This window comes from Solibacillus sp. FSL K6-1554 (assembly GCF_038005185.1).
GTDB lineage: Bacteria > Bacillota > Bacilli > Bacillales_A > Planococcaceae > Solibacillus > Solibacillus silvestris.
Map to the genome: position 1 here is coordinate 1,530,172 of NZ_JBBOSS010000001.1, position 25,807 is coordinate 1,555,978.

The 25,807-nt window shown below is 36.9% G+C and carries 24 protein-coding genes; 18 read left to right on the forward strand and 6 right to left on the reverse strand.

What is annotated here, in order from left to right; genetic code table 11:
• Window positions 1-45 precede the first annotated feature (45 nt).
• Window positions 46-1,419 carry an aminotransferase-like domain-containing protein gene (locus MHB58_RS07390; protein WP_340734925.1) on the reverse strand — a complete coding sequence of 458 codons (1,374 nt, stop codon included), beginning with the start codon at window positions 1,417-1,419 and terminating at the stop codon, window positions 46-48.
• Between the two features lie 146 nt (window positions 1,420-1,565).
• Between MHB58_RS07390 and MHB58_RS07395 the strand changes: the two genes are divergently transcribed.
• The 6 genes from MHB58_RS07395 (at window position 1,566) to MHB58_RS07420 (ending at window position 7,711) form a co-directional block, all read left to right on the forward strand.
• Window positions 1,566-2,453, forward strand: coding sequence for a DMT family transporter (locus MHB58_RS07395; protein WP_340734926.1), 888 nt, complete (start codon window positions 1,566-1,568; stop codon window positions 2,451-2,453).
• Window positions 2,454-2,668: 215 nt separating this feature from the next.
• Window positions 2,669-3,337, forward strand: coding sequence for a response regulator transcription factor (locus tag MHB58_RS07400; protein ID WP_339264233.1), 669 nt, complete (start codon window positions 2,669-2,671; stop codon window positions 3,335-3,337).
• Window positions 3,334-4,347, forward strand: coding sequence for a sensor histidine kinase (locus MHB58_RS07405; protein ID WP_340734927.1), 1,014 nt, complete (start codon window positions 3,334-3,336; stop codon window positions 4,345-4,347). The genes MHB58_RS07400 and MHB58_RS07405 overlap by 4 nt, the downstream gene beginning before the upstream one ends.
• Before the next feature lie 161 nt (window positions 4,348-4,508).
• Window positions 4,509-4,925 (forward strand): hypothetical protein, encoded by a 417-nt coding sequence (locus MHB58_RS07410; protein ID WP_340734928.1) that lies wholly within the window; start codon window positions 4,509-4,511, stop codon window positions 4,923-4,925.
• A 19-nt stretch (window positions 4,926-4,944) separates the two neighbouring features.
• Complete coding sequence (locus MHB58_RS07415; protein WP_065217137.1) at window positions 4,945-5,712, forward strand: ABC transporter ATP-binding protein; 768 nt, start codon at window positions 4,945-4,947, stop codon at window positions 5,710-5,712.
• Window positions 5,702-7,711 carry an ABC transporter permease gene (locus tag MHB58_RS07420; RefSeq protein WP_340734929.1) on the forward strand — a complete coding sequence of 670 codons (2,010 nt, stop codon included), beginning with the start codon at window positions 5,702-5,704 and terminating at the stop codon, window positions 7,709-7,711. Before MHB58_RS07415 ends, MHB58_RS07420 begins: the two co-directional genes overlap by 11 nt.
• 79 nt (window positions 7,712-7,790) lie before the next feature.
• Here the strand turns inward: MHB58_RS07420 and MHB58_RS07425 are convergent, their stop codons facing one another.
• The gene (locus MHB58_RS07425; RefSeq protein ID WP_340734930.1) at window positions 7,791-9,491 is read right to left on the reverse strand and encodes a M3 family oligoendopeptidase; all 1,701 of its coding nucleotides are present in this window, start codon (window positions 9,489-9,491) and stop codon (window positions 7,791-7,793) included.
• A 191-nt stretch (window positions 9,492-9,682) separates the two neighbouring features.
• Here MHB58_RS07425 and MHB58_RS07430 point away from each other — a divergent pair, with 191 nt between their 5' ends.
• On the forward strand, window positions 9,683-10,639 hold the full coding sequence (locus MHB58_RS07430; RefSeq protein ID WP_340734931.1) for an arsenic resistance protein: 957 nt from the start codon (window positions 9,683-9,685) through the stop codon (window positions 10,637-10,639).
• Between the two features lie 124 nt (window positions 10,640-10,763).
• The gene (gene epsC, locus MHB58_RS07435; RefSeq protein ID WP_008408424.1) at window positions 10,764-11,693 is read left to right on the forward strand and encodes a serine O-acetyltransferase EpsC; all 930 of its coding nucleotides are present in this window, start codon (window positions 10,764-10,766) and stop codon (window positions 11,691-11,693) included.
• 148 nt (window positions 11,694-11,841) lie between these two features.
• Here epsC and MHB58_RS07440 read toward each other — a convergent pair whose 3' ends face one another.
• The gene (locus MHB58_RS07440) at window positions 11,842-12,714 is read right to left on the reverse strand and encodes a DUF3298 domain-containing protein (protein WP_340734932.1); all 873 of its coding nucleotides are present in this window, start codon (window positions 12,712-12,714) and stop codon (window positions 11,842-11,844) included.
• A gap of 2 nt (window positions 12,715-12,716) precedes the next feature.
• Entirely contained in the window at window positions 12,717-13,202 is a 486-nt protein-coding gene (locus MHB58_RS07445; protein ID WP_014824200.1) for an RNA polymerase sigma factor, read from the reverse strand.
• A 318-nt stretch (window positions 13,203-13,520) separates the two neighbouring features.
• On the opposite strand from MHB58_RS07445, the gene MHB58_RS07450 reads away from it, so the two are divergent.
• The 3 genes from MHB58_RS07450 to MHB58_RS07460 all read left to right on the forward strand — a co-directional run bounded on the left by MHB58_RS07450 (window position 13,521) and on the right by MHB58_RS07460 (window position 15,893).
• Entirely contained in the window at window positions 13,521-14,048 is a 528-nt protein-coding gene (locus MHB58_RS07450; RefSeq protein WP_340734933.1) for a YceI family protein, read from the forward strand.
• 192 nt (window positions 14,049-14,240) lie between these two features.
• A complete protein-coding gene (locus MHB58_RS07455) occupies window positions 14,241-14,834 on the forward strand; it encodes an NADPH-dependent FMN reductase (protein ID WP_008408417.1) in 594 nt (197 codons plus the stop codon).
• A gap of 120 nt (window positions 14,835-14,954) precedes the next feature.
• Window positions 14,955-15,893, forward strand: a complete 939-nt coding sequence (locus MHB58_RS07460; RefSeq protein WP_014824198.1) for a ring-cleaving dioxygenase — start codon at window positions 14,955-14,957, stop codon at window positions 15,891-15,893.
• Between the two features lie 56 nt (window positions 15,894-15,949).
• On the opposite strand, the gene MHB58_RS07465 is transcribed toward MHB58_RS07460, so the two are convergent.
• The gene (locus MHB58_RS07465) at window positions 15,950-16,465 is read right to left on the reverse strand and encodes a GNAT family N-acetyltransferase (protein WP_340734934.1); all 516 of its coding nucleotides are present in this window, start codon (window positions 16,463-16,465) and stop codon (window positions 15,950-15,952) included.
• Window positions 16,466-16,563: 98 nt separating this feature from the next.
• Between MHB58_RS07465 and MHB58_RS07470 the strand changes: the two genes are divergently transcribed.
• From MHB58_RS07470 to MHB58_RS07480, 3 genes are all read left to right on the forward strand, one after another.
• Window positions 16,564-17,892, forward strand: coding sequence for an amidohydrolase family protein (locus MHB58_RS07470; protein ID WP_340734935.1), 1,329 nt, complete (start codon window positions 16,564-16,566; stop codon window positions 17,890-17,892).
• Window positions 17,893-18,007: 115 nt separating this feature from the next.
• The gene (locus MHB58_RS07475) at window positions 18,008-18,487 is read left to right on the forward strand and encodes a DUF2243 domain-containing protein (RefSeq protein WP_340734936.1); all 480 of its coding nucleotides are present in this window, start codon (window positions 18,008-18,010) and stop codon (window positions 18,485-18,487) included.
• Window positions 18,480-19,337, forward strand: a complete 858-nt coding sequence (locus MHB58_RS07480; protein WP_340734937.1) for a cytochrome c oxidase assembly protein — start codon at window positions 18,480-18,482, stop codon at window positions 19,335-19,337. The genes MHB58_RS07475 and MHB58_RS07480 overlap by 8 nt, the downstream gene beginning before the upstream one ends.
• Window positions 19,338-19,436: 99 nt before the next feature.
• On the opposite strand, the gene MHB58_RS07485 is transcribed toward MHB58_RS07480, so the two are convergent.
• Window positions 19,437-20,975: a glycine betaine uptake BCCT transporter gene (locus MHB58_RS07485; protein WP_340734938.1), complete on the reverse strand. Its 1,539-nt coding sequence runs from the start codon at window positions 20,973-20,975 to the stop codon at window positions 19,437-19,439.
• Between the two features lie 244 nt (window positions 20,976-21,219).
• Between MHB58_RS07485 and MHB58_RS07490 the strand changes: the two genes are divergently transcribed.
• From MHB58_RS07490 to MHB58_RS07505, 4 genes are read left to right on the forward strand one after another with little or no spacing between them, the layout of a single operon-like run.
• Window positions 21,220-22,785: a spore germination protein gene (locus MHB58_RS07490; RefSeq protein WP_340734939.1), complete on the forward strand. Its 1,566-nt coding sequence runs from the start codon at window positions 21,220-21,222 to the stop codon at window positions 22,783-22,785.
• Complete coding sequence (locus tag MHB58_RS07495) at window positions 22,782-23,828, forward strand: GerAB/ArcD/ProY family transporter (protein WP_340734940.1); 1,047 nt, start codon at window positions 22,782-22,784, stop codon at window positions 23,826-23,828. Before MHB58_RS07490 ends, MHB58_RS07495 begins: the two co-directional genes overlap by 4 nt.
• A gap of 14 nt (window positions 23,829-23,842) precedes the next feature.
• A complete protein-coding gene (locus MHB58_RS07500) occupies window positions 23,843-24,865 on the forward strand; it encodes a Ger(x)C family spore germination protein (protein WP_340735896.1) in 1,023 nt (340 codons plus the stop codon).
• A gap of 48 nt (window positions 24,866-24,913) precedes the next feature.
• Window positions 24,914-25,750, forward strand: a complete 837-nt coding sequence (locus tag MHB58_RS07505) for an MBL fold metallo-hydrolase (RefSeq protein WP_008408403.1) — start codon at window positions 24,914-24,916, stop codon at window positions 25,748-25,750.
• Window positions 25,751-25,807 lie beyond the last annotated feature (57 nt).

The following is a 25,807-nucleotide window of genomic DNA, read 5'->3' on the forward strand; positions in this document are numbered from 1 at the left end:
TCTAAATTGAACCGGGCATCTTTATTTTGAGAGGTATTAATGAATTTAAAGATAGGATTTAAACGAAAGCACGTTATAATTCCGTTTTTCATACAGATCAATTATATGAGCGGCTAATTGCTGAAGTCCGAGATGGATTTTGTTTTCGTTTACTTGTGAAATACTTAGTCGAATTGCTTTCTGACTATATTCGCTTAAAAACATCCTCGACGCATTATCTACATAAATATGGTTTTTATGCAGCATGTATATTAATTTATCGACATCAATACCGGAAGGCAAGAAGATGGTGAGATAAAAACCAGTTTTAGGCTTTGTAAATTGTACATAGGTAGGTAAATGCAATGAACAAGCTTCTAATAATAAATTCATTTTATTTGAATATAATTTTTTCACCTTTTCTAAATGGTATTGAAACATCCCGTTTTTTAAATAGATTTCCAAAGCCCCCTGTGAAAGTGGCGATGTATAGAAATCCGCGCTGAATTTACTGTGTACAAAGGAAGAAATCATTTTTTCAGGGAGAACCACTGTTGCGATTCGCAGTCCAGGCAAAAATACTTTGGAAAAGCTCTTAACATAAATGACTCTTTCATTAGGTTCATATGCAAACAAAGGATCGGCTTTTAAATCTGTATCAAGTTCTGCCAAGTAATCATCCTCTACGATATATACATCGTATTTTTCTGCAAGAGCAACAATTTTTTTCTTTTCCTCATTAGTGTAATGATGTCCTAATGGGTTGTGGCATCTTGGGATGATGTAAAAGAATTTAATATCATCGGTGCGAAATAACTTCTCCAGTTTTTTAAAATCCATTCCTTCCATTGTTACTTCAATTCCAAATGTTGTAATTCCGTTTACTTGTAAGGCATCAATCATACCAAAGTAAGTGGGCTGCTCAATTAATACATTCTTTTTCCCGTTTGGAAACGGCATGGCAGCAAGAATATGGAGGGCCTGCTGTGATCCGGATGTAATGACCAGTCGATCGGGTTTCGCAAATACTTGTAAATGTTGTAAATACTTCGCAAGCTCCTTACGTAAAGAAAAGAGTCCCTGTTGATCACTATAAGTAAATAATTGTTCTTTATAATGATCGATTGCCTGGTTAATGCAATGTTGAAAGTCCTCATAGGGCATACTCCTTTGATCTGGACCAGCCGATAAAAAATCAATAGCAATGTCCTGCTGAACGGAAGTTTTATGATTATCCACTACATAATAGCCACTTTTCGGTTTAGCGTAGATAATATGCTGTTTTTCCAACTCAAGTAATGCTTTCGTGACCGTATTTTTGCTGCATTGAAATTGTTCAGCGAGCAGTCGAATTGATGGTAATTTATCTCCTGTTTTTAACTTCTCATCCTGTATTTGTTGTTTGACCCATTCCAAAATGCCAATATATTTAGTTGTCATCCAGTTCTCCTTTGCTATCTGTCCCATGACAGATGGGGAATTCTCTTATTTTAAAAAGAGCGGATATTCCTTACAATCTGTTTAATTAGCTTAATCGTATTAACTAATTATGGAATATTTTTTTAAAACTGTGAAGGGGGAACGAAATGGAAATCAGTATGAAAAAAGGGATGCTGTTAGGCTTTATTGGAATCGTTTGTTTCAGTTTTACATTACCGGCTACAAGTATTGCTGTCCCTTATTTTGGTGAGACAATTGTCGGATTGGGTAGGACAGTTATTGCAGCCATTATAGTAGGAACAGTATTTATTGTGAAAAAGCAGCCTTTACCGAGTATAAGCCAATTTAAGAACTTACTTATTGTCGCTGTTGGAGCTGTACTGGCTTTTCCGATATTAACAACTTATGCGATGAAGTCATTGCCGGTTTCACATGGTGCAATTGAATTGGCCTTACTTCCACTTGCGACAGCAGGCTTTGCAATGTGGCGAGGAGGCGAAAGACCTTCGAAACGCTATTGGATTGCGAGTGCAACAGGGGCGGTAACGGTCATTATTTATGCCATCTATTTAGGATTAGGGCAATTGCATAAAGGAGACTTTGCGCTGATTGCAGCGGTCATATTACTTGGATTAAGTTATGCAGAAGGTGGCAAACTTTCAAAGGAAGTTGGTAGCTGGCAAGTAATTGCCTGGGCTATTTTAATTGGTGCACCCTTTTTTATTATTCCTGTTGGCCTTGGCTTATCTGACAGTATGCTGGATGCGCCTATTGAAGCATGGATCAGTTTGTTCTATTTAGGGATCGTCAGTCAGTTTTTAGCTTATGTAGCATGGTATGGTGGTATGTCTTTAGGAGGTATAGCTAGGGTAGGGCAGATTCAATACTTGCAGCCTTTTTTAATGATTGGTTTTTCTGTATTATTTTTAGGAGAATCGATCACATGGATTACAATTGTTTTAGCTATGATCGTTGTGCTTTGCGTAATAGTGGGGAAAAATGCTGATGATAAACAAAGCTTGGAGCAGAAATAGGGCTGCAGAGTTTATAATTCATATTTTATAAAGAATGATTTCCTATAAGGGGATTCGTTCTTTTTCTTGTTGTCCCTAAAAGGATAAAAATATTTTTATGTTGAAGTAAATTACAGAGCTCTGCATGTATATATGTTTGTGATAGATGTTTAAGCATGGTATAAGTGTAAATGAATTTTAATCTGGGAATCTAAATGTTAAAAGGAAGTGAACGTATGTCAAAAATCGTGATTATAGAAGATACAGAAACAATAAGAGAAGAATTGAAAAGCTTTTTAAACACATATGGATTTGAGGCAATTGCACCGACAAACTTTGAAAATATTATTCAGGAAACGCTAAACGAAGCACCGGACCTTATTTTGCTGGACATTAACCTACCCATTTTTGATGGTTACTATATTTGCAGAGAAATCAGGAAGCAATCGGATGTGCCGATCATTGTCGTGACGAGCAGGGATAATGAAATGGATGAACTGATGAGTATGAATTTAGGCGCGGATGATTTTGTCACAAAGCCTTATAACACTCAGATTCTTTTGGCGAGAATTGAAACCATATTAAGAAGAGTTCAGGGGTCAAGTATAAGGGATACCCTTGTTTATAATGATTTAAAGCTCAATTTATCCAACGGTTCTGTTATTTATAAAGGGGAGAAGGCAGAGCTCACTAAAAATGAAATCAAAATACTTTCCTGCCTTTATAAAAACAAAGGAAAAATCGTATCAAGGGACGATCTCATGGATTTTATGTGGAACGCAGATGTCTTTGTAGATGATAATAACTTGTCGGTAAATGTCACCAGATTAAGAAAAAAACTCGAAGCGTTAGGTATGGAGAAAAATATCGAAACGAGACGGGGGTTAGGATATATACTTCCATGACACTTAAAGAATATGTTAAAGACAGAACCGTTTTCCTGCTCATTAATTTCATCTTATTTATCATTATTGGCGGCATTATGATACTTGTCGGGGTGAATGTTCAAACAGTTTTTCTTATTTTCTGTATTTGGTTTTTCCCTCTCATCACATATGTAATGATCGAATATTTTAAGCAGAAAACATTTTATAACGAAATAACTAGCATTATGGAAAATTTAGATCAGAAATATTTGCTGCCGGAAGTTATGAAAGAACCTGAAACTGTGGAAGGTAAGGCATTGTATGAGGTATTGCGTCAGGCAAACAAAGATATGCATGAGCATGTAAAAAGTTATCGGGACCGGGAAAATGAGTATAGAGAATATATTGAAACATGGATCCATGAAATTAAAACTCCCATTGCCTCAACACGGCTGATCATTGAAAATAATCAAAATGGCGTTACACGAAATATTCAGGAGGAAGTAAAAAAGATTGAAGAATATATTGAGCAGGTTCTCTATTATTCAAGAAGTAACAATGTGAGCAAGGATTACCTCATAAAAGAGATTTCTTTAGTTGATCTTGTAAGAAGGGTTATAAAAAGAAATTCAAGAGACTTTATTAGTAAAGGGATTTCGATTGATCTTGAAAAAGTTGAAGGGACTGTTTTCAGTGATGCAAAATGGCTGGAGTTTATCTTAAATCAGCTAATCGGGAATGCAATTAAGTATATCCGTGAACGTGATGGAAAGGTAATCATCCATACGGTCAGAAATGAAAATAATATTGTCCTTACGATTGAGGATAACGGTATAGGGATTACAGAAAAGGATTTACATCGGGTTTTTGAAAAGGGGTTTACCGGGGAAAATGGACGGAAATTCGGGAAATCTACCGGTATCGGGCTTTATTTATGTAAAAAACTCGCAGATCAGCTTGGCCTAGGTCTTACAATCACGTCAAATAGAGGCGAAGGAACAAAGGTGAGTATTATTTTCCCTTTAGCCAGTGTGAACTTCATACAGTAATTCAACATAGAATAGCGGATTTATAGAGATTGTTCATTACAATAGCTATAGATCCGTTTTTTTATCTTGCAAAAATGTCACTTTAATAAAATATAAACCAATATGTCTTCCCGATAGCTATTGATAAGATACAGTTAGAAATCAATTAGGGGGAATACAAAATGAAAAAAGCAATTCCAATAATACTAGGAATCTTTCTGTTAGGTCTTGGAATTTTCCTGGTGTATGAATATGCGACAGAACCAAAAATTATAGAAGGTGTCACGTCAAAAGCGATTGATGATAAGGGCAGACCTTCTGATATAACGAATTTATTTACACAAGGGGAAACAGTTTATTTTTCCGCAAAGAGAAACCGATTCTGGACCAATGAAGCCGAAGTGGTTTGGTATAAAGGCGAAATAAAACAAGAGAATCGATTTTTAGTGGAAGAGGAAGTACTTGTGAACGATGCGAAATATTTCACTGCCGAGCTATCCGTTCCGGAAGGTCTTGAAGAAGGGCATTACGGTGTCACGATATATGTAAAAGGGAAAAAAATTATGGAAACACATGCCGAATTTGATGTAAAAAAATAATTTAACTTGGAGGAAAAGCATGCAACCGATATTAAGTGTAGAAAAAATTGAAAAATACTACGGAAACAAAGGTAATATTACAAAAGCAATAGATAATATCAGCTTTAACGTAAATGAAGGTGAATTTTTAGGAATTATGGGTCCTTCAGGGAGCGGAAAGACAACGCTCCTGAATTGTATTTCGACAATTGATCATGTTACAACTGGCAAAATAATTATCAATAATCAGGATATTACAACTTTAAAGAAGAAAGGGCTTGAAGCATTCAGACGGGACGAGTTAGGTTTTATCTTTCAGGATTTTAATTTGCTGGATACTCTGACAGCTTATGAAAACATTGCTTTGGCTTTGACGATTCAAAAAAGAGAAGCAATGGAAATCGATCAACTCATTAAAGCCGTTGCGGAAAAGCTTGATATTACGGGCATCCTTAGCAAATTTCCATTTCAATTATCGGGAGGCCAAAAGCAAAGAGTCGCTTGTGCAAGAGCGATTGTAACTGAGCCTTCCCTCATTTTAGCCGATGAACCAACGGGTGCACTTGACTCAAAATCATCACGATTACTGTTGGATTCCTTTGAAAAGCTGAATAAAGAATACCAGTCAACAATTTTGATGGTTACCCATGACTCGTTTACGGCAAGTTATGCCAATAGGATATTGTTTATAAAAGATGGTCGGATCTTTAATGAGCTAGTGCGCGGAAATGATACGAGAAAGGAATTCTTTAATAAAATCATTGAAGTGGTGACTTTACTTGGAGGCGATGTTAGCAATGTTCTCTAAAATCGCAATCAACAATGTCAAAAGAAGCTTTAAGGATTATTCAATCTATTTTCTGACATTAACTCTGGGAGTGTGTATATTTTACAGTTTCAACTCTCTTGACTCGCAAAATGCTATCCAGGAAATGAACAAGAATACGATTTTTCGTGAATCATTGGAATTGCTTATGTCTGGAACATCAGTGTTTGTATCAATTATTCTTGGAGGTTTGATTGTATACGCCAATAACTTTTTGATCAAAAAGCGGAAAAGAGAACTTGGCTTATACATGACATTAGGTATGTCAAAAGGGAAAATCTCGAGAATTTTAATTGTCGAAACTCTCCTAATCGGTGTAGTCTCTTTAATCGTAGGTATTGGACTTGGGATTATTGTATCGCAGGGTCTGTCAGTGCTGACGGCAAACATCCTGTCTATGGATCTTGATAAATATAAGTTTGTTTTTTCACTTGCCGCCATGATGAAATCGATTGTCTACTTTGGCATCATTTATTTACTTGTCATGATTTTCAACCAGTTTACGATTTCCAAATACAAACTGATCGATATGTTAAATGCTTCAAAACGTAATGAAGAAGTAAAGCTGAAAAATCCTTTCGTATCAGTGCTAACCTTTATTTTATCAGTAGCATTTCTGATATTCGCATATATGAGAATCCTAGAGACAGGCTTAAATGCTGAATATACGGATCTGATAATTACGATTTTAATGGGGGTCTTTGGAACGCTCCTATTCTTTTTCAGCCTATCGAGCTTCTTTATACAAATTGCACAAAAGAATAAGGGGTTCTATTTTAAAAATATAAATATTTTTGTCTTAAGACAAATAAACAATAAGGTCAACACGAACTTTCTTTCGATGACAATTATCAGTCTAATGCTTTTTTTAACGATTTCACTCATCTTTACCGCGTTTGATTTAAAAGGAACGATTGATAAAAATACAGCAAATACAACTCCTTTTGATGCTTCGGCATTTCTTGTTGTTAATCAAGAGGAAGAGGATCCTGCGGTAAATGATATTGAAGCTTACTTAAACAATATAGACTTTACATTTGAAGCATATGAAAAACATGCCTTCTTTGATGAATACCTTCTTGATTTAACGATTGAGGATCTGTTATCACAGTATTTAAGCGACGAGGAAAAGATTGCTATACAGGAAAATTACATGTATGGGCCGGTATCTGCACTAAAAATATCGGATTATAATGCAATTATCAATCTGACGGGGCAAGAGTCTGTTGATTTAAAGGAAGACGAAATACTCGTTGTATCAACCTATGGCAAAATCATTCAAGCTTTGCCTGAGTATATGAAAAATGAAGAAAATATTATTATTGAGGATAAAGCATATAAAATAAAAAATGATGTGGCTATTGAAGAAAATATAAAAATTAACAGGGGCAGTAACTTCTTTTATCTTATTATTCCTGATAATTTTACAGGAAACCTTCAATTAGAGTATACAAGTTTTAATGTAATATATGAAGATCGCTACAATGAAAAATCAGAAGAGAAATTTACAACCCTGTTTAATGACCTTGATGACAATAAATATAGATCCATTAATCCAGGATTAGTCATTGGAAGTACAGAAAATCAAATTAAAGAGCAAGAAAAGGGTTCAGCAGCATTATTTATATTCCTTGGCCTGTTTTTAGGGCTCATCTTTATTATATCGAGCGCGGCCGTAATGGCATTGCAGCAGTTATCTGACGCAAGTGACAGCTTGGAACGATATAAGTTGTTAAAGAAAATCGGTGTCACGGATAAATTGATAAATGGGGCTATATTAAAACAATGTCTCATCTATTTTTTACTCCCTTTAGGTCTGGCTGTCATTCATTCCATTGTCGGAATCAAGGCGGTCAGCGGAATGTTCCATTTCAACTACGAAAGCGTACTAATCAGTTCATTAATTCTTGTCATCATTTATGGCGGGTATTTCTATGCAACGTATGTCGGTGTAAAGAACATTGTTAAAGGTAGTAATTAGGTTACATGAATGGCTATAATTAAAAGAAGAACGAATTTCCGTAAAGGGAATTCGCTCTTTTCATGTTGCTCGATAGCGATTATGAATTAATATCCTGTATCACTTTTTCCAAGAATTCACCCATGCGTTTAACAGTTGACTCTGAAAAGTCAAAATTGACGCCAGTTTCTTTATAAATCGATGCAATGGATTGACTGTAATCCGCACTTGCACCTTTTTTGTAAAATTCGACAGCTTGCTGCGGATTCTTTTGATAATTCTCAAGTAATTGAAGTGCACCGAGCATTGACATCGAGTATTCAATATCATAAAAAGGATATTGAATAAAGTGGAGGGTACCGATCCAGCTCATGCCAATTACCTCTTCAAAACCGGTCGTATCAACTGGGCTCAACCCGTAACGTTTTGAAATTTCATAAAACTTCTCATCACGTTCCTTTGCTGTATGCTGAGGATTTGTATACATCCAATGTTGGAAAAGATCTCCAGACAATGGGCCGAATAACATCGTAAATGCCCGTCTCAGTTCTTCACGTTGTGCGCTTTTGAATTCCTCTTCTTCCGGATAAAATAGATTAAATTTATCCAATAATAACAATTCCATTCCGTGTGAATACAATTCAGCTATTTCCGCTCGCCACTGGAATTCTTCAATAGGGCCCTGTTCTGAAGCTTGGAGGTAACCATTCACCGCATGCCCCATCTCATGGATTAAAGCAATGAGCGAGAAAAAGGAAGGACTAAAGTTTGCAAAAACAAATGTATCACCGGAAACAGGTAATGGGACACAGAAACCACCCGGACTTTTACCTTTACGGTCTCCAAGATCAAGTAATCCGTGTTCTCTCATGTACTGCAAACGGTCTGAAAAATACGGGTCGGTTTTTCCTAACATTTCAGCAACCCCGTCCAAAAGCTCTGATGTCTCAGCGTAAGGAGGATTTTTCAACAGTTTTGCAGTGTTATCCCAAGGCAGATATGTTTCGACACCAAGTTTAGACTTGAAAACTTCTGCAAGCCTGTTCCAAGCCGGAATAATATGCTTTTCAACATTTTCATGAAAGTCGTAACAATCTTCAATACTGTACTCACGGTTTTTTGCGACAAACATATAATCACGGTAATTTTCAAATCCGGCATTGATTGCGATTTGGTGGCGTAGTTGAACGAGTTCATCCATGAGCGCATCCGTATCCGGCTTAATTTGACGGTAAGCAGCTCTAATTAAATGATAAGCTTTTTCCCGAACGTTTCTGTCCAAATTGTCAAGCTGCGATTCGATAAAAGGGAAAGGTTTTTCCTCTCCGTCCCATTCCACAGTGAGACCACCCATAATTTCACTGTACTTTGTGCATAGTTCTTGTTCCTTAACTAATAGAGGGATATTCTCTTTTCTAAACAGTTTCACTTTTGACTCACGAAAACGTTTCATTAAGCCGTAACGATTTTCATCCAATTCATTGAAATAAGGGGACTCACAGCATTTATCATTTAACTTTGCCTCGTATGTCATTAAAAGAGGCTGAATGACTTGCTGATCCTGAAGGTAGGTTGATTTGATATGCGGATCTTCGGTATTTCGGTAGAAGTCGACAAGATGGCCTGTTAACGCCTCTTCTATTTCAAAGCGTAAATTTTTTTCATCCTCGATCCAATTCTCCAGATCCTGGATGGATTCAATTGAAACATCAAGTAAACGTTGAAACTGGGCTTCAATCCCTTCGACATCTTTCAAATCAATTAATTCTTTGTAATAGTTAATACTTTTCGCTTGAGACATGAATAATTCTCCCTTTACCTTCAGATTATTTTGACTAATGAATTAATTATATTATAGATTGCTGGTCATTCATTCTTTTTTTGAAAATAAATTACTAAATAATAAGAGGATGAAGAGAACAGTTTGTAAAAGAAGAAATAAAAGGATAACATGGTCTCATTGGAAATGGATCGGTAAAAGGAGTTTTTGTCATGATTTCAAGAGAACAGCTTGAAAAGAATCAAGTAACGATATATATCATAACTTTACTATTGGCCGGATTTACAGGATTGAATTTTCTGGAGTTTCAAAATGAATTGGAAAAATTAATCCCGTTTATCCTTGGAATATTAATGTACAGTATGTTTGTTCAAATTCCTTTTGCAGCTTTAAAAGAAACTTTTTCAAACCGGCGTTTCTTTTACGCACTCTGTATAGTCAATTTTATTGCGGTTCCCATTGTCGTATGGACCCTGACGTTATTTCTTCCAGATTATCCGCCACTACTTTTAGGCGTTTATCTTGTTTTACTCACTCCATGTATAGATTATGTCATAGTATTTACAATGCTTGGCAAGGGGAATGAAAAAGCGATGCTCAGTGCCACACCCTTTCTTTTTGTTGCACAAATGCTGTTACTGCCGTTTTATTTATGGTTTTTTATCAGCGAACAAGCGGCAAATATAGTAGAAGTGGCTCCATTTTTTGAAGCGTTTGTCTCATTTATTGTTTTTCCATTAGTTGTTGCACTTATTGTACAAATTTCATCAAAAGAGGGCGGTCGTGTTTTTGAGATATCTTCGTGGCTTCCGGTACCATTTATGGCTTTAACTCTTTTTGTAATTGTTGCATCACAAATCGGCAAATTGTCGGGTTCATTTGAATGGATTTTAAAAGTAATCCCCATCTACATAGCATTTTTGATCATTATGCCTTTCATCTCAAAGATCATCGCGAAAAAGCTTCATCTAGATATCCGGACAGGCCGTGCATTGATCTTTAGCGGATCGACACGTAATTCACTTGTTGTATTACCATTTGCACTTGCAATGCCTGAGGAAATCCGATCGCTCGTTGTGGCGATTATTGTCACCCAGACACTTGTTGAAATTGTGGGGGAGCTTATCTATATTCGCATCATTCCACATATCATCTTGCGTGATGAATAGAGAAGCACTTTATTAGCTATTGTCCGTTAGCTGTTTTACAATTTTGAAAAGAAGGGTCAAACTGCGCGTTTTGTGTAGTATAATCTTCATTACTATGTATTTTAAATAGAAAAGGAGTTTTAGCATGAAAATCGAGGACTGGTTAAATAAAGAAACATCAACAATCGCTAATAAGCTAATCGACTATAACAAAAAACATATTGAAGTTGAAAAATCGATTGGATTCACTGGCCGTGATCAAATCCATCATATATTGGATAGTTTTTATGAAGTTTTCTTCCCGACGATTTATAATCAAGGTGTTGTCGATGAAACACGTACATTGATGAAACTGAATAATAATCTTCGTCAATCAGCGTTGGATTTGCGTGATATTATCGAGAAAGTATTAATCTACCAAAACTTTGATAATTGTGATGGGCAATGCCGAGAAAAAGCGGATCATGTTGTAATGAAGTTAATGGACCGTTTCCCTGAAATCCGTGAAACAATTCAAACAGATATCCAGGCTGCATATAACGGAGATCCTGCTGCTACATCAACGGAAGAAATCATGTTAAGCTACCCGTCGATACGTGCTGTATTTATCCATCGTATTGCACATGAACTGTATAAAATGGATGTCACAATCGTTCCACGTATCATGTCTGAATATGCACACCAGTTAACAGGAATCGATATTCATCCAGGTGCCAAGATCGGCCATTCGTTTTTCATTGACCACGGCACAGGTGTCGTTGTTGGAGAAACGTGCACAATCGGCAACAATGTTAAAATCTATCAAGGTGTAACGTTAGGTGCATTAAGTTTCCCGCTTGATGAAAACGGTAACCCGATTAAAGGTGTAAAACGTCATCCAAATATTGAGGATAATGTTGTCATTTACGCTGGAGCTACAATTTTAGGCGGGAAAACGACAATTGGTCATGACACGGTGCTTGGCAGTAATATTTGGCTGACATATTCGGTGCCGCCATATTCACGTGTTTATAATTCACAGCCATCTCCGAATATTAGCAATAGTAAAGAAGTTGTAATCGAATACGAAATTTAATCGGAAAAAAGAATATGTTGAACGGGACGGAATGGAGTCATATAACTTCATTCCGTTTTTTATTATGGCGTTAATAGGGATCATAGAATGTGCCATGGAAGAAAGGAAAGCAGGTGTAACCATTAAAAAGGATACACCTGCTTATTTATTACTTAATATATTTATTGCTCACCAGCACATCCTGAAGCAGCTCTGTCGGAATTTCAAATGTTACAAGTCCCATAAAGCCTGGGGCTGCTTCATATTCATCAAAGGAGATCAAAAGCTTACCTGCTTTTGTAATATAGAAGTTTTGCTCAGGTGAAATGCCTTCAAAGACACCAAATGATTCGTCATGCCATTCAGTTCCGCCTACCCAGTACATTTCATCACCTTTTGTTACAATCATTTTCCTGCGCATTTCATCTTCCAAATAGCGACTGATAATTTCTACGTAGCGATCGTCTTTAAACAGACTCGGTAATGTAATGGCCGTTTCCGCCTGTTTATCAATCGTAGTGTACTGCATAACAGATGAAGAGGAGGCGACAATAACTTCTACATAACGACCGAATGACAATATTTCATCGGTATCTGTTTTGATAACGTAGCCGCTGTTCACTGCCATATTTCCAGCTTCCATTTCCTCAATATCCGTCTTGAACTGCTCATAAAGTAATTTACCTTCCTGAGCGTATTTTTCGTTCAATGCTTCGATGTCAGCAGAAGAACCAGAAATTTGAGGCACTTGGATATCAACTGTATATTCATCCTTGACCATTTCATATTCTGTAAATGTAAGCACCTTGACGACTTGACCGATGACCGGTACATCCGCCAAATTTTTCGCCATCGCAGGATTTGTATTAAGGCCTACTGTAAACAGAATTGCCGCCGCAGCAACAGATGTTAAAAAAAGAGGCAGTTTACGTTTTCTCTTCTTAGGAGGACGTTGCAGATTTTTTTCAATCATCATCTCAAGTTCCTGTGGAATCGGTATATCCTTATATTGTGTGTGTAGCTTTTTTAATTTATCATTCATGTTTAATTCTCCTCCGTTTCAAGCTCAATTTTTAATAGCTTTAACGCTCTATAAAGTCTTGATTTCACCGTGCTTAGAGGAATCGTCAAAATGTGCGCGACATCTTCGATTTTCAGATCCTCAAAATAGCGCAGCACTACCACCTCACGCAGCTGTAGAGGTAAACGATGCAATGCCTGCTGTAAATCAAGATTGAGGTATGAATCTTCCTCAGATAATAGCAGAAGGGAATCGTCCCCAATGAGCTCGACCCGCTTTTGTTTACGTAGTAAATCAATCGCTGTTCGGACTAAAATCGTATAAAACCAGCTTTTCATCTGATCACGGTTTGTCAGTTTCTCAAGTGCAAGCCAACCTTTTTGAATACTGTCCTGCACGACATCGAGTGCATCCTGCTCATTTTTTGTATAGCTATATGCCAGTAAATATAGCGAATTTTGCTGCGTCCGGATAAATGTAATAAATGCATTTTCTAATTCTTCAATCATTATTTGAAGCTCCTTTTTTACTCTGTCGACAATTATAAGACGACTGATGGTAGGTGGAAAGTTTAAAAGGGTGAAACTTTTTTTATAAAATACCATTCTATACACTTGTATTCACCAATTTATAAAGAAGAGGTAACCCCCACATAAGCAGCCAATGCAATTACAATCCTTCAAAACACCAATAAAGAAAAAATTATAAGAACCACTTGACGTTTGTAAAATCCTTTGTTATATTTATCTCAAGTTCGAGATATTCAATTTCGAAATTTATTTTTGTAATATATCTTGAAATCGAGATAAAATGGAGGAGAATTTAAAATGACAACATTTACAGTCGATCAAACGCATTCAACAATCGGTTTTGAAGTAAAACACATGATGGTATCAAAAGTAAAAGGTCAATTCAATGACTATACTGCTGATGTAAAAGCAGAGGATTTAACGGATTTAACGACAGCGACAATCAACTTTGAACTGGATGTAGCAAGCATCAATACAAGTAACGAAGACCGCGATAACCATTTAAAATCTGCAGACTTCTTCGGTGCAGAAGAATTTACAAAAATCAAATTTGCTGCTACGAACATTGCGAAAGACGGCGATGATTATAAAGTAACTGGTGACTTAAGAATAAAAGACGTAACAAAGCCGGTAACATTTGATGTGGAATACGGTGGTAAAGGTACGAACCCATGGGGCGTAGAAGTATACGGTTTTGAAGCGGAAACAAAGATTAATCGTGAAGATTTCGGATTAACATGGAATGCTGCTTTAGAAACAGGTGGTGTACTCGTAGGGAAAGATATCAAAATTAAAGTAGAGTTAGAATTAAACCCTGCTGCTTAAAATATGAAGGCATTTATAAGGATAAATTGTCAGCAAAACGGCAATAATGATTTACGTTACTGATAAGAATGCATAATAGTACAAAATTTGAGGCAAAACTTCAATTATTTATATGCATACCTAAATCAATCTATTAAAACCCTCAAATTTTTAATTGATATCTTATTTCGAGATAATTGAAGGAGTGTAAAAATGGGATTCATCAGTAAACTATTTGGAAATAAGAAAATGGAGGAAACAAAAATGGAAAAATTAAACATCGGTATTATTTTAGGATCAACTCGTGAAGGCCGTGTAAGCCCTCAAGTCGGTGCATGGGTAAAAGAAATCGCGGATAAACGCGGAGACGCGAACTATACAATTATTGATATCGCGGACTTCAAACTACCATTGCTAGGCGAACCTGGTGGGGATGCGTCAGGTGCTGGCGGCTGGTCTGAAGCAATCGCAAAACAAGACGGTTTCGTATTCATTGTTCAGGAATACAATCATTCAATTACAGGCGCACTGAAAAATGCATTAGACTATTTACGTGAAGAGTGGAACAATAAAGCAGCTGGTATTGTATCTTACGGTTCTGTAGGAGGAGCACGCGCTACTGAACATTTACGCGGTATTCTAGGGGAATTATTGGTTGCGGATGTACGTGTGCACCCGGCATTATCATTATTTACGGACTTCGAAAACGGAACAGACTTTAAACCAGCTGTCCACCAACAAAACTCAGTTAATGAAATGTTAGACCAAGTAATTCCATGGTCAAAAGCTTTAAAAACAATTCGTTAATTAACAATCATCGGTCTAGCACATGTTATTTCGTGTGCTAGACTAATTACATAAAAATTGGACAGAGTGTTTTATCAAATAGAATATTGTGTTCAGTTTTTACGAATGGAGGAAATGAATATGAAAAAACATACAACGGGTATTCATCACATTACAGCAATCGTCGGTCATCCTCAGGAAAATGTCGATTTCTATGCAGGTGTTCTCGGATTACGACTCGTAAAAAAAACAGTTAATTTCGACGATCCAGAAACATATCACCTATATTTCGGGAATCAAGGCGGGGAGCCAGGGACAATCATTACTTTCTTCCCTTGGCCGGCAACATATAAAGGTAAAATCGGCGATGGTCAAGTTGGCGTGACGACATACTTGGTGCCTGTGGGAGCAATGGACTTCTGGAAAGAACGGTTAACAAAATTCAATATACTATTTAAAGAAGAAACAAGATTTGAAGAGAACTATCTACAGTTCGACGATCCACATGGACTGCATTTAGAAATTGTTGAACGTGATGGGGGTTCACCAAACGGCTGGACGTTTGGTGGAATCACTGCGGATGTAGCAATCAAAGGCTTTGGCGGTGCAATTTTATATTCATCGCAGCCAGAACAAACAATTAATACATTAGTTGACGTAATGGGACTTGAAAAGATTGGCCGTGAAGGAGACTATGTACGACTAGAAGCAACAGCATCCATTGGCAATATTGTCGACGTTAAAATGACGGTCGGCAATCGTGGGGCGATGGGTGTTGGAACGGTGCACCATATTGCATGGCGTGCAAACGACGATCAAGATCATAAAGAATGGCAGCAATACGCTTTGGATAAAGGTCAGCATGTAACGGAAATAAAAGACCGCAATTATTTCAATGCTGTTTACTTCCGTGAGTCGGGTGAAATTTTATTCGAAATTGCGACAGACCCACCAGGATTTGCGCATGATGAAACGCCGGAAACAATGGGCGAGCAATTAAAATTGCCGGTGCAATATGAAGAGTTCCGTGACCGTTTGGAAAACTCGCTTGTCCCGATTAAAGTTAGAGAGCTAGATTAATAGTGTGACACTAAAAGGGATTTACTCAGTTTTACTTGAGTAGACCCCTTTTATAATTAAAGTAATTTTGCCATATATAGTTCATTTACATATTGTCCGTCAATAAGTAAAGAATTGCTTTTTACGCCTTCAACTTCAAACCCCATTTTCTTATAAAGATGGACAGCTTGTTCATTATGTTCAATGACCGTTAATTCAAGTCGGTGGAGCTGCCCCTGTTTTGCCCACTGAATCATATGGGCGAACAAAGCGGTGCCGACCCCTTTACCGCGACTTTTACTATGTACACCGACAGCAATTTGGGCCCGGTGAGAAGTGCGGGATAACGTTTCCGCTTTTAAAAGGAGATACCCTAAAATCTCATCCTGATGCTCTGCGATAAAGAAACCGGATGTTGGTGTTTGATTAATGGAATTGATTAACTTGCTTAAAGCAGCTGGTGCCATGTTTCTTTCATCCGGTGCAAAGAGCATAAATCCGGACTCTTCTGCATCTTTCATCACTGCAAGTATTTGTGATGTATCACTTTCGTTCGCTTTTCTGACTATACTTTTTTCACCGATTTTGTTCATCTAATTCACCTCTATTTTATTGTAATAAAATTATATCATTTCCAGAATATTTAAATTAGACTAAAATTAAATAGAATGAAATTCAAAGGGGACTGAATATGAAATTATTAAAAAACGGGTTTATCGTTAATATGGAAACAGGGGAGTTTAGTAGGCAGGATATTTATATTGAAAATAATGAAATTATAAAAATAGCTCCCAATATTCAAATGGATGATGTAGAAGCGATTGATTGTACGAATAAATGGCTGATTCCAGGATTGATTGATATGCATGTCCATATAAAAAAACACTTTGCCAATTACTTCACAGCAGCAGGTATTACAACGGTTCGCAATACTGCGGGAAGCATTATTGAACTTAAACCATTTATCGATGCGAACGGGAGTAAATTAGAACCGCGCGTTATTTCTGCAGATCGTATGATTGACGGACCTCCAGGGTTGTGGGGAGATGATACTGCCTATAACATTAATGTCGACAATGCAGATCTTGCAAAACAGGAAGTAGCACGGCAAGTAGAGCTTGGTGCACATTTTATTAAAGTTTACGGCTGGCTTGATCCGGAATATATGGAAGTAGTAGTGAGTGAAGCGCGAAAACATAATTTAGAAGTAAGCAGTGATATATTATATTCAAAAAAAGTAGATGCACTTCATGCGGCAGCCATAGGGATTGATTGGCTGGAACATGGCTCTGGTATTATTCAGGCGATGTATCCAGAATGGTCAATGGATGCACCGAAAGAGATCTGGGATTCAATACCTTGGGAACAGCCGGATGAACAATTGATAGAAAGCATATGTAAAGAATTATTGAAAAAGGATATTAAGCTTTGCCCAACAATCGTTTTATATGATCAAATGCGATTAGCAGAGCACTATTGGACAACAACACATGAAGTTGTTCATCATATGGAAAATAGTGACTACTTATTTAAGCATTGGCCACAAGCTGTACAGGCAAAACAAGGACAGGTTACGTTTGGAATTCAAACGAAAACGATTCAAAAAATTGCCTATACCTATTATAAAATGGGCGGTACTGTTGTGACAGGGACAGATACACCTGCGGGAAGCTTTACATATCCGGGCTTTGCGTTACATCGGGAGCTTCAACTGTTTGTTGATGCCGGATTTACACCATTAGAGGCCCTTCAACAAGCTACAATTAATGCAGCGAAAGCTTTGAAAGTAGCTGATTTAGGAGATATAAAAGAAGGTTTTACTGCGGATCTATTAGTATTGAATGAAAATCCCCTTAGCGATATAGAAAATACAATGAAAATCGATCGGATAGTAAAGGATGGCAAACTGCATGCAATTCATGAGCTACTTGAAAATATTCCGACGGAGCAAGAGATAAACGATTATACCAAAGAATTAATTAAAACTTTTGAAGAACTAGGATTAAATGCAGGAAATTAGATATCATCAGGTTTAGTCTTGAGGGCAAGAGGGGAATTTCTATTATCGAATATGTTGTGAAGTATTTGGAGAAATTAAATGTAAGTAATTACACGTAAAGGAGCTCAAAAAGTACATGAAAAATAACAACGATAAAGAAGTTTCGCGCCGTAACATGTGGTCAGGTATTTTGTTTGGTGTCGGTTTGATTGCCTTTATTGATGAAACCGTTTTTCACCAGTTATTAAGATGGCACCATTTCTACGATAAATCGACAACGGATGTTGGGTTGATTTCCGATGGTATTTTTCATGCATTCAGCTGGTTTGCAACGATTGCAGGATTATTCTTATTTGCGGATCTGCGTCGGAGAAATGGCTTAATCTTTCAACGCTGGCTTGGAGGCGTATTACTAGGGATTGGAGTATTCCAGTTGTATGACGGCCTTATTCAACATAAATGGATGCGAATTCACCAAATTCGTTATGTGGATAATGTCATCGTTTACGATATTGTATGGAATGTCACTGCCTTTATCATTTTACTTATCGGACTTTTTCTTTTATTCCGTAAATCCCAAAACAGTAAATTAAAAGAGAAGACTGCTAATGAGTAGCCTGTACTTGTTGCATAGTCATAACCATGCTGAAATGAACCATTCGGCGCCTGTATTCAATGTTCAACTATTGCTCGGATTATTATTTGTACTGTTATTTACGGCATATATAATCGCTGTTTTCATAACGAACCAGCGCTATAAAAAATGGCCCGTTTTCCGTACAGTTTCCTGGACAATAGGGATCGGGTTTGCACTTGTGGCCGTTGTAGGTCCGTTGGCAAGCAACGCTCATACCAATTTTACGGCACATATGATAAGTCACTTATTATTAAGCATGATCGCACCGATTTTTATGGCGATTGCCAAACCGATGACTTTGCTGCTCAGAACAGCAAACACTACATTGGCACGTAAGCTGACGTCCATTTTAAAAAGTCGTTTGCTAAAATACATTTCGCATCCGATTACTGCCGCCGTCTTAAATGTAGGCGGACTATGGTTGTTATATACAACGAATTTATATACTTACATGCATGAAAATGCGTTTATTGCCCTATTTGTACATTTCCATTTTTTCATTGCAGGCTACGTATTCACAATTTCCATAATTTATTTCGATCCTGTCTACCATCAGTATTCTTACCGGTTCCGGGCTGCTGTTTTAATTGCTGCGATAGCCGGTCATGATATATTGTCGAAGTATATGTATGCGAATCCGCCTGCAGGAGTTTCACGGCAAGAAGCAGAGATGGGGAGTATGGTCATGTACTATGCAGGGGATTGGATTGAAGTGGTGCTCATTGTTATTTTTTGCTGGCAATGGTATAAATCGACGAAGCCGCGCAGAAGTGCTGCAGTTGAGTTCAATCGGGACGAACAGGTTGCTTTGTATGGAAAGGAAGGTTAGTCTTTAGGTCTTTTCAACACATGTAACGGTAAAACTTTTATTACCATCGACTAATAAAAAAAAAGCGCCGCAAATTTGCGGCGCTTTTTTATTTGAAAGTCAGCCATCTTTTTTCTGACCATCCGGGGTATGCTGTTTTTTCGGTCGAATATATAGACCTAATTTCTTCCGTTCTGCCATTAATGATTTGTAGAGTGAAAGCATCATTAGTAATATGATAAACGAAAACGGGAAGGCAACTATAATCGCTGCATTCTGCAGTGCGGTCAGACCACCTGAGAATAAAAGACTTGCCGCAATGGCTGCCTGTAAAATTCCCCAAATCAGCTTAATTTTAAATGATGGATTCATCGATCCAAAAGTAGTTTGCATACCTAGAACAAATGTAGCCGAATCGGCTGAAGTAATAAAGAATATCGCAACAAGCAGCAGTGCGATAATCGATAATATAAAACCGAATGGCATATTACCAAATACACCGAACAATAGTTGCTCTGTCGGTAATTCAACTAGTGACTGGTCTTTCGTAAGGTATGTTTCTATCGCTGTAGTACCAAACGTAGCAAACCAGAAAATACTAACAAGTGTCGGTGCTAAAATAACACCCATTAAAAATTCACGGATTGTTCGTCCTTTTGAAATACGTGCAATGAAAATACCGACAAATGGAGACCAGGACATCCACCATGCCCAATAGAAAATCGTCCAACCGTTAATCCACTCACGGCTGCCCGCATCACCCGGTTCCATACGTAAACTCATTTGAACGAAGTTTTGTAAATAACTGCCGAGACCTGATGTAAAGTCGTTCATGATGGCAACAGTAGGACCAATAAATAAAGTTAATATTAATAAGGCAGCTGCCAAATAGAGGTTCCAATTACTTAAAAGTTGAATTCCTTTATCAAGACCGGTTGAAGCGGAAATGATAAACAATACCGTAACGATAACAATGATGATTAATTGAACAGTAAAGTTGATTGGAAGGTCAAATAAATAGGAAAGACCGCCATTAATTTGCTGTGCACCTAAACCGAGTGTTGTGGCAACACCTATTACTGTAGCGAAGACCGCGATAATATCAATTATATATCCAATAGGACCCTTTGTTTTTTCACCGAAAAGAGGAAAAAGTGTGGAACTTATTAAACCGGGTGCCCCTTTACGGAAATTGGAGTAGGCGAGTGCCAATGCGACTACACCATAAATGGCCCAAGCGGAAATTCCCCAATGGAAGAACGTGTATCGAAATGAATCTTTCAATGCTTGCTGGGAACCTTCAGGAGCTTGGGGGGAACTAATAGCGAAATGTGATAATGGCTCTGCAGCACCCCAAAATACTAAACCAATTCCCATACCCGCACTGAATAGCATCGCAAACCATGAGGCATTGCTGTAGTCCGGCCGGTCAGTCGGCTTACCAAGACGTATGGCTCCAACAGGACTCAATATAAGGAAAACACAAAACGCAATAATGATTGCAACGACTAATAAATAATACCAGCCAAAATTATAAGTAAGTAAATTTTGAATGTTCTTGGTGACATTTTCTAATGTCTGTGGAGCAATTATACCGACTAGAACAGCCAGCATTACTAACGTAAACGAGCTCCAAAAAACAATGCCTACTTTTTTCATTTTATAACCCCCGTTCAATAACTGATGAATTCATTTCCGAATTTGAAAAATAAACACTTTTTTTCATTTATTAATTGTAAAAGTATAATAAGTAATTCAATTTTTACAATTTGCTCTGCTTTAAAATGTTTATACACAAATGAAGCCAATCTTTCTTTATTTTTCCCCCGTTTTTGCTCCTTAAACAAAAATGAATAACTCTTTTAAAAATATCCTATACTTGTCAAAAAAGGGGGGAGTCGTATTGACACAAACAATGGAAATAAAGCAGGAAATTAAACGACTTAATAAGCAATTCCTCCATTCATCGGACTTTGTTGCAAAAGAAATTAAGCTTGGTAAAGAAGAAAACGTTATTTTATGTTATTACTCATCACTTGTTAATAAAAAGGATATCGAACAAAGCCTTATTAATCTGAAGCAGTTGAATGGTTCTTCCTCGCAAGCAGATCAGGAAAAGAACCAACATACTGACAAACCGAAACAAAGTGATACAGAAGATAACGAAATTGATAAAGATGATGCACAAAATAAAGAGATAAGTGGTACACAAATTAATAATGATTATGCTGCAAAAAACCAACTGGCTAAAGATGAATCGGTAATAATCACTACTGAAAAATATGATGAGCAAAAACTGGTTGATTATGTTTGTAACGGTGAAACGTTAATTATCCTATTGCAGTCAAACCAAATGATACGTTTGAACAATGCAGAATTTGCCCACAAAACACCTGAAGAGCCTGAAAATGAGCAAATTCTAAGAGGATCGCATGAAGGTTTTGTTGAAAATTTTGAAGTGAATATGCAACTGATTCGAAAACGTATAAAAAATAATAAGCTTGTTGTAAAACAAATCACTCTCGGAAACGAGACTAAAACAACGGTTTACTATATGTTTGTGGAAAATGTAGTTGACAACGAGGCTCTTAAAACGGTAGAAAACCGATTAAATGCGGTTGATGTCGATATGTTTTATAGCATCGGGCAGCTTAGTGACTATTTGGAAGATCAAGTATGGTCTCCGTTTCCACAACTTTTGAATACAGAACGCCCAGATCGTGTTGTAGCAAATATTTTGGAAGGCAAAATCGCCATAATGACCGATTTATCACCAAATGCTCTCATTGGGCCTGTAACATTTTTTTCTTTTTATCAAACACCGGATGATTTTAACGCACGCGTATTTGTCGGAACATTTTATCGGCTGATGCGACTATTCAGTGTCTTTTCCGCCATTTTTTTGCCGGCATTTTATATAGCCATTGTAAGCTTTCATTTTGAAATTTTGCCGCTTGAACTTGCAAATAAAGTGAAGATGGATATTAACCAGATTCCATACAGGCCGCTTATAGAAGCGATGATTATGGAAATAACGATTGAATTGATTCGTGAGGCGAGTGTTCGACTGCCGAAATCGATTGGACAGACAATCGGTATTGTTGGGGGGCTTGTAATTGGGGATTCGATTGTGAGCGCGGGACTTGTATCAAATTTAATGGTAATTGTCGTAGCATTTACAGCAATATCAAGCTTTGTAGTCCCATCTGTCGAACTCAACACAACTATTCGAATGCTTCGTTTCCCATTTATGTTTTTAGCATCACTTTTTGGTTTCTTTGGAATTGTCATCGGAACATTTTTATTAGTTGTTCATTTATTGAATTTGAGCTCTTTAAAGCATCCGTATTTTTCGCCAATTATTCCGTTTGATCCAGTTGGAGTAAGAAAGATTTTTTTCCGTGGCCCTTATTATGGAGCAAATAGACAGGCAAAAGGTTTTTCGCCGAAAAAGGAAGATAAATCATGACTTTACAGTTGACAAAGGCTCAATTATTTCTTCTGATGTTCGTTATACAAACTGGCTTTGTCTATATATCCGTTCAACATCAAATTATCGAGCATGCACATCGGGATGCTACAATTCAATATTTAATAATAGCTGTTGTTTTTTTCCTGCAATTATTATTTTATGAACGAATGCATCAATACCTCTATTTAAATAGTTTTGTAAAAGCAATTTATCTGATTTATTGGACGATTTATATTACGGTTTTTGTCAGTTATATTACGTATGTATTAACGATATGGGTGTTTCCAAATACACCTACATTGGTTTTAATAACAATATTTTTATCTGTATGTCTTTATGCCAGTATCAGTAGACCTGAAACTGCCGTTAATATAGGTGTTGTACTCATTCCAATGCTTTTATTGTTTTTAATATTCATGTTTTTAACAGTGCCGAATTTGAATGTGACCAATTTGCTTCCTCTTTTTTATGATCGGTCAAATACTTGGTTTAAAGGTTTTATTTATTGTACTTATGCATTTGGCGGTGCGGAAACGTATATAATTCTTCGAAAGTATTTGGCGATAAATGGTAAAATTTCCAAAAAGGCAATTGCTATTTATTTCATTATCTTAACAAGCTTTTATTTATTATCGATATCTTTTACTTTAATGTATTTTTCACTAAATGAAATTACACTCATTCCTGAACCAATTTTGTATATATTACACTCTGTTGAAGTGACATTTGTAAAACGGCTGGATTTGTTTTTTGTATATATTTGGCTTTCTTGGTCATTGGTTACAATTGTCAATTATGTACTTGTGATGCGCCTTGTATATTTTGAGAAAAAAATAAAATCACCTAAAATAAAGCTATTTATTTTTTTTACCGTTGTTACCATATCAGCCAATTTACTTATCCGTTTTTCAATAATTGATTTTTTTAAAGTTTACTTAGTTTATGGTACTGTTCTTTTTACCTTTTTGTTGCCGATGATTATTATTCTTTTCAATAGAGTGAGGGGGCGAACTTTATCCGAATCGGAAAAATCATCTTAATAATAACACCACTTATACTAGCGGGATGCTGGGATGAGAGGCTTTATAAGAATTCATCCGTCGTATCGCTTACTGGCATAGAAGGTGAAATAGGAGAATTGACTGCTTATTATGCCTATCCGGAAGCTACAGCAACAGAAATGAAAACCATTGTTATTTCCGGTGAGGGGGTTTCACCTCGTGATGTACGTCAGGATGCAGAGTTAAAAGTTGAGCAGACGATGGATTTATCTGTTTTATCAACAGTTCTTATATCAGAGGATACCGCAGAACATAATATTTATGAGTATTTGGATATTTATTTTCGGGATGCAAATAGTCCGATAACATCAAAAATGGCAATTATACAAGGGGATTTAAAACCGTTTTTTGAACTAAGCGAAAATAAGCAAAGTACCGCAGGAGAATTTTATGACCGTTTTATTACAAGTCTGGAAGATAACTCTTTTGTAATACCTTATACATTGCAAACAGCTTCTACTGTAATTTTCGAAGATGCTCAGGATTTGGCTTTGCCCTACTTGAAAATGGGTGAGGATAATCGTCCCAAAGCAGAAGGGGTTGCCTTATTTTCAGGTAAATCTTTTACTGGCAAGACTTTAAACGCTGATGAAGGACTGTTATTAAGTATTTTAAATGACTCACTTGGTTTTTCAACGCGTATTGCTCATTTATATAAAGATAGTCCTTTAACTGTCCGGGTCAATAAATTAAAAAGAAAGCTTAATATAACAGAAAATAAAATTGTAATTAATTTGAAAATCGATTTTATGCTTTCTGAATTCCCTCAGGATAACATAGATAATGCAAATTTAAGAAAAGAGCTGGAAAAATTTCTTCAGGCAAAGATTGAGCAAGATTTGAACGAAGTCATTAAAAAATTGCAAGAAGCAAAGAGTGATGCCATAGGACTTGGTCGCAGTGTTCGAGCATTTCATCCGGAATGGTTTAAAAAAGATTGGAAAGAGCGTTTTTCAGAATTGGATATTTCGGCTAAGCTAAAAGTAGAAATTGTGAAAACGGGTATATTGGAGTAACTGTAAACAACAAAAACACAGTTGAATATTTGAAAAGGAGTGTCATCGATGGAAAAAAATATGAACTACGGCAACGATTATAAATTTATTCCTGCTACATCTGTACAAAGTGGTGTGAGCCAGGAATTATTGCCAGACTTGTACGCACATACAATTCAAATCGCCAATATTGCTTTTTACAGTTGTCCAGGAAGTAACGACTTTGTCTTAATAGACGCGGGGATGCCGAAAAGTGCAGAAGAAATTATTTCTGTAGCGGAAAAAAGATTTGGCAAAAATGCAAAAGCAAAAGCAATTATTTTGACACATGGACATTTTGATCATGTAGGCGCAATTATTGAACTTGTTGAGCACTGGCAAGTACCGGTTTTCGCTCACAAATTAGAACTGCCGTATCTAACGGGCTTAGAAAATTATCCGGAGCCGGACTCTACTGTTGATAGTGGGTTAGTTGCTAAAATGTCCCCTTTGTTCCCGAATGAAGCGATCGACTTAGGGGAATCTGTCCAGGAACTTCCTCCAGATGGGACCGTACCTTTTATGGAAGGATTTAAGTGGATTCATACACCGGGACATACACCGGGACATGTTTCGTTATTTAGGGAGCGCGACGGAGCACTTATTGCAGGGGATGCATTTGTTACGGTCAAGCAGGAATCCTTATATAAAGTATTTACCCAGGAAAAAGAAGTGAATGGACCACCAAAGTATTTGACGCCGGACTGGGGCGCAGCTTTTGAATCAGTAAAAAAGCTGGCAGCGTTAAATCCTTCTGTAGCGGTTACAGGACATGGGGTGCCGATGAGCGGGCCAGAGCTAAGCGAGGGGCTGCGTAAACTTGTCGATGATTTTGATCAAATAGCGTTGCCAAAGAATAAGAAATAAGATAGTTTAATACAAAAAAATCATCCATTTACTCAGCTAATGAGCGAATGGATGATT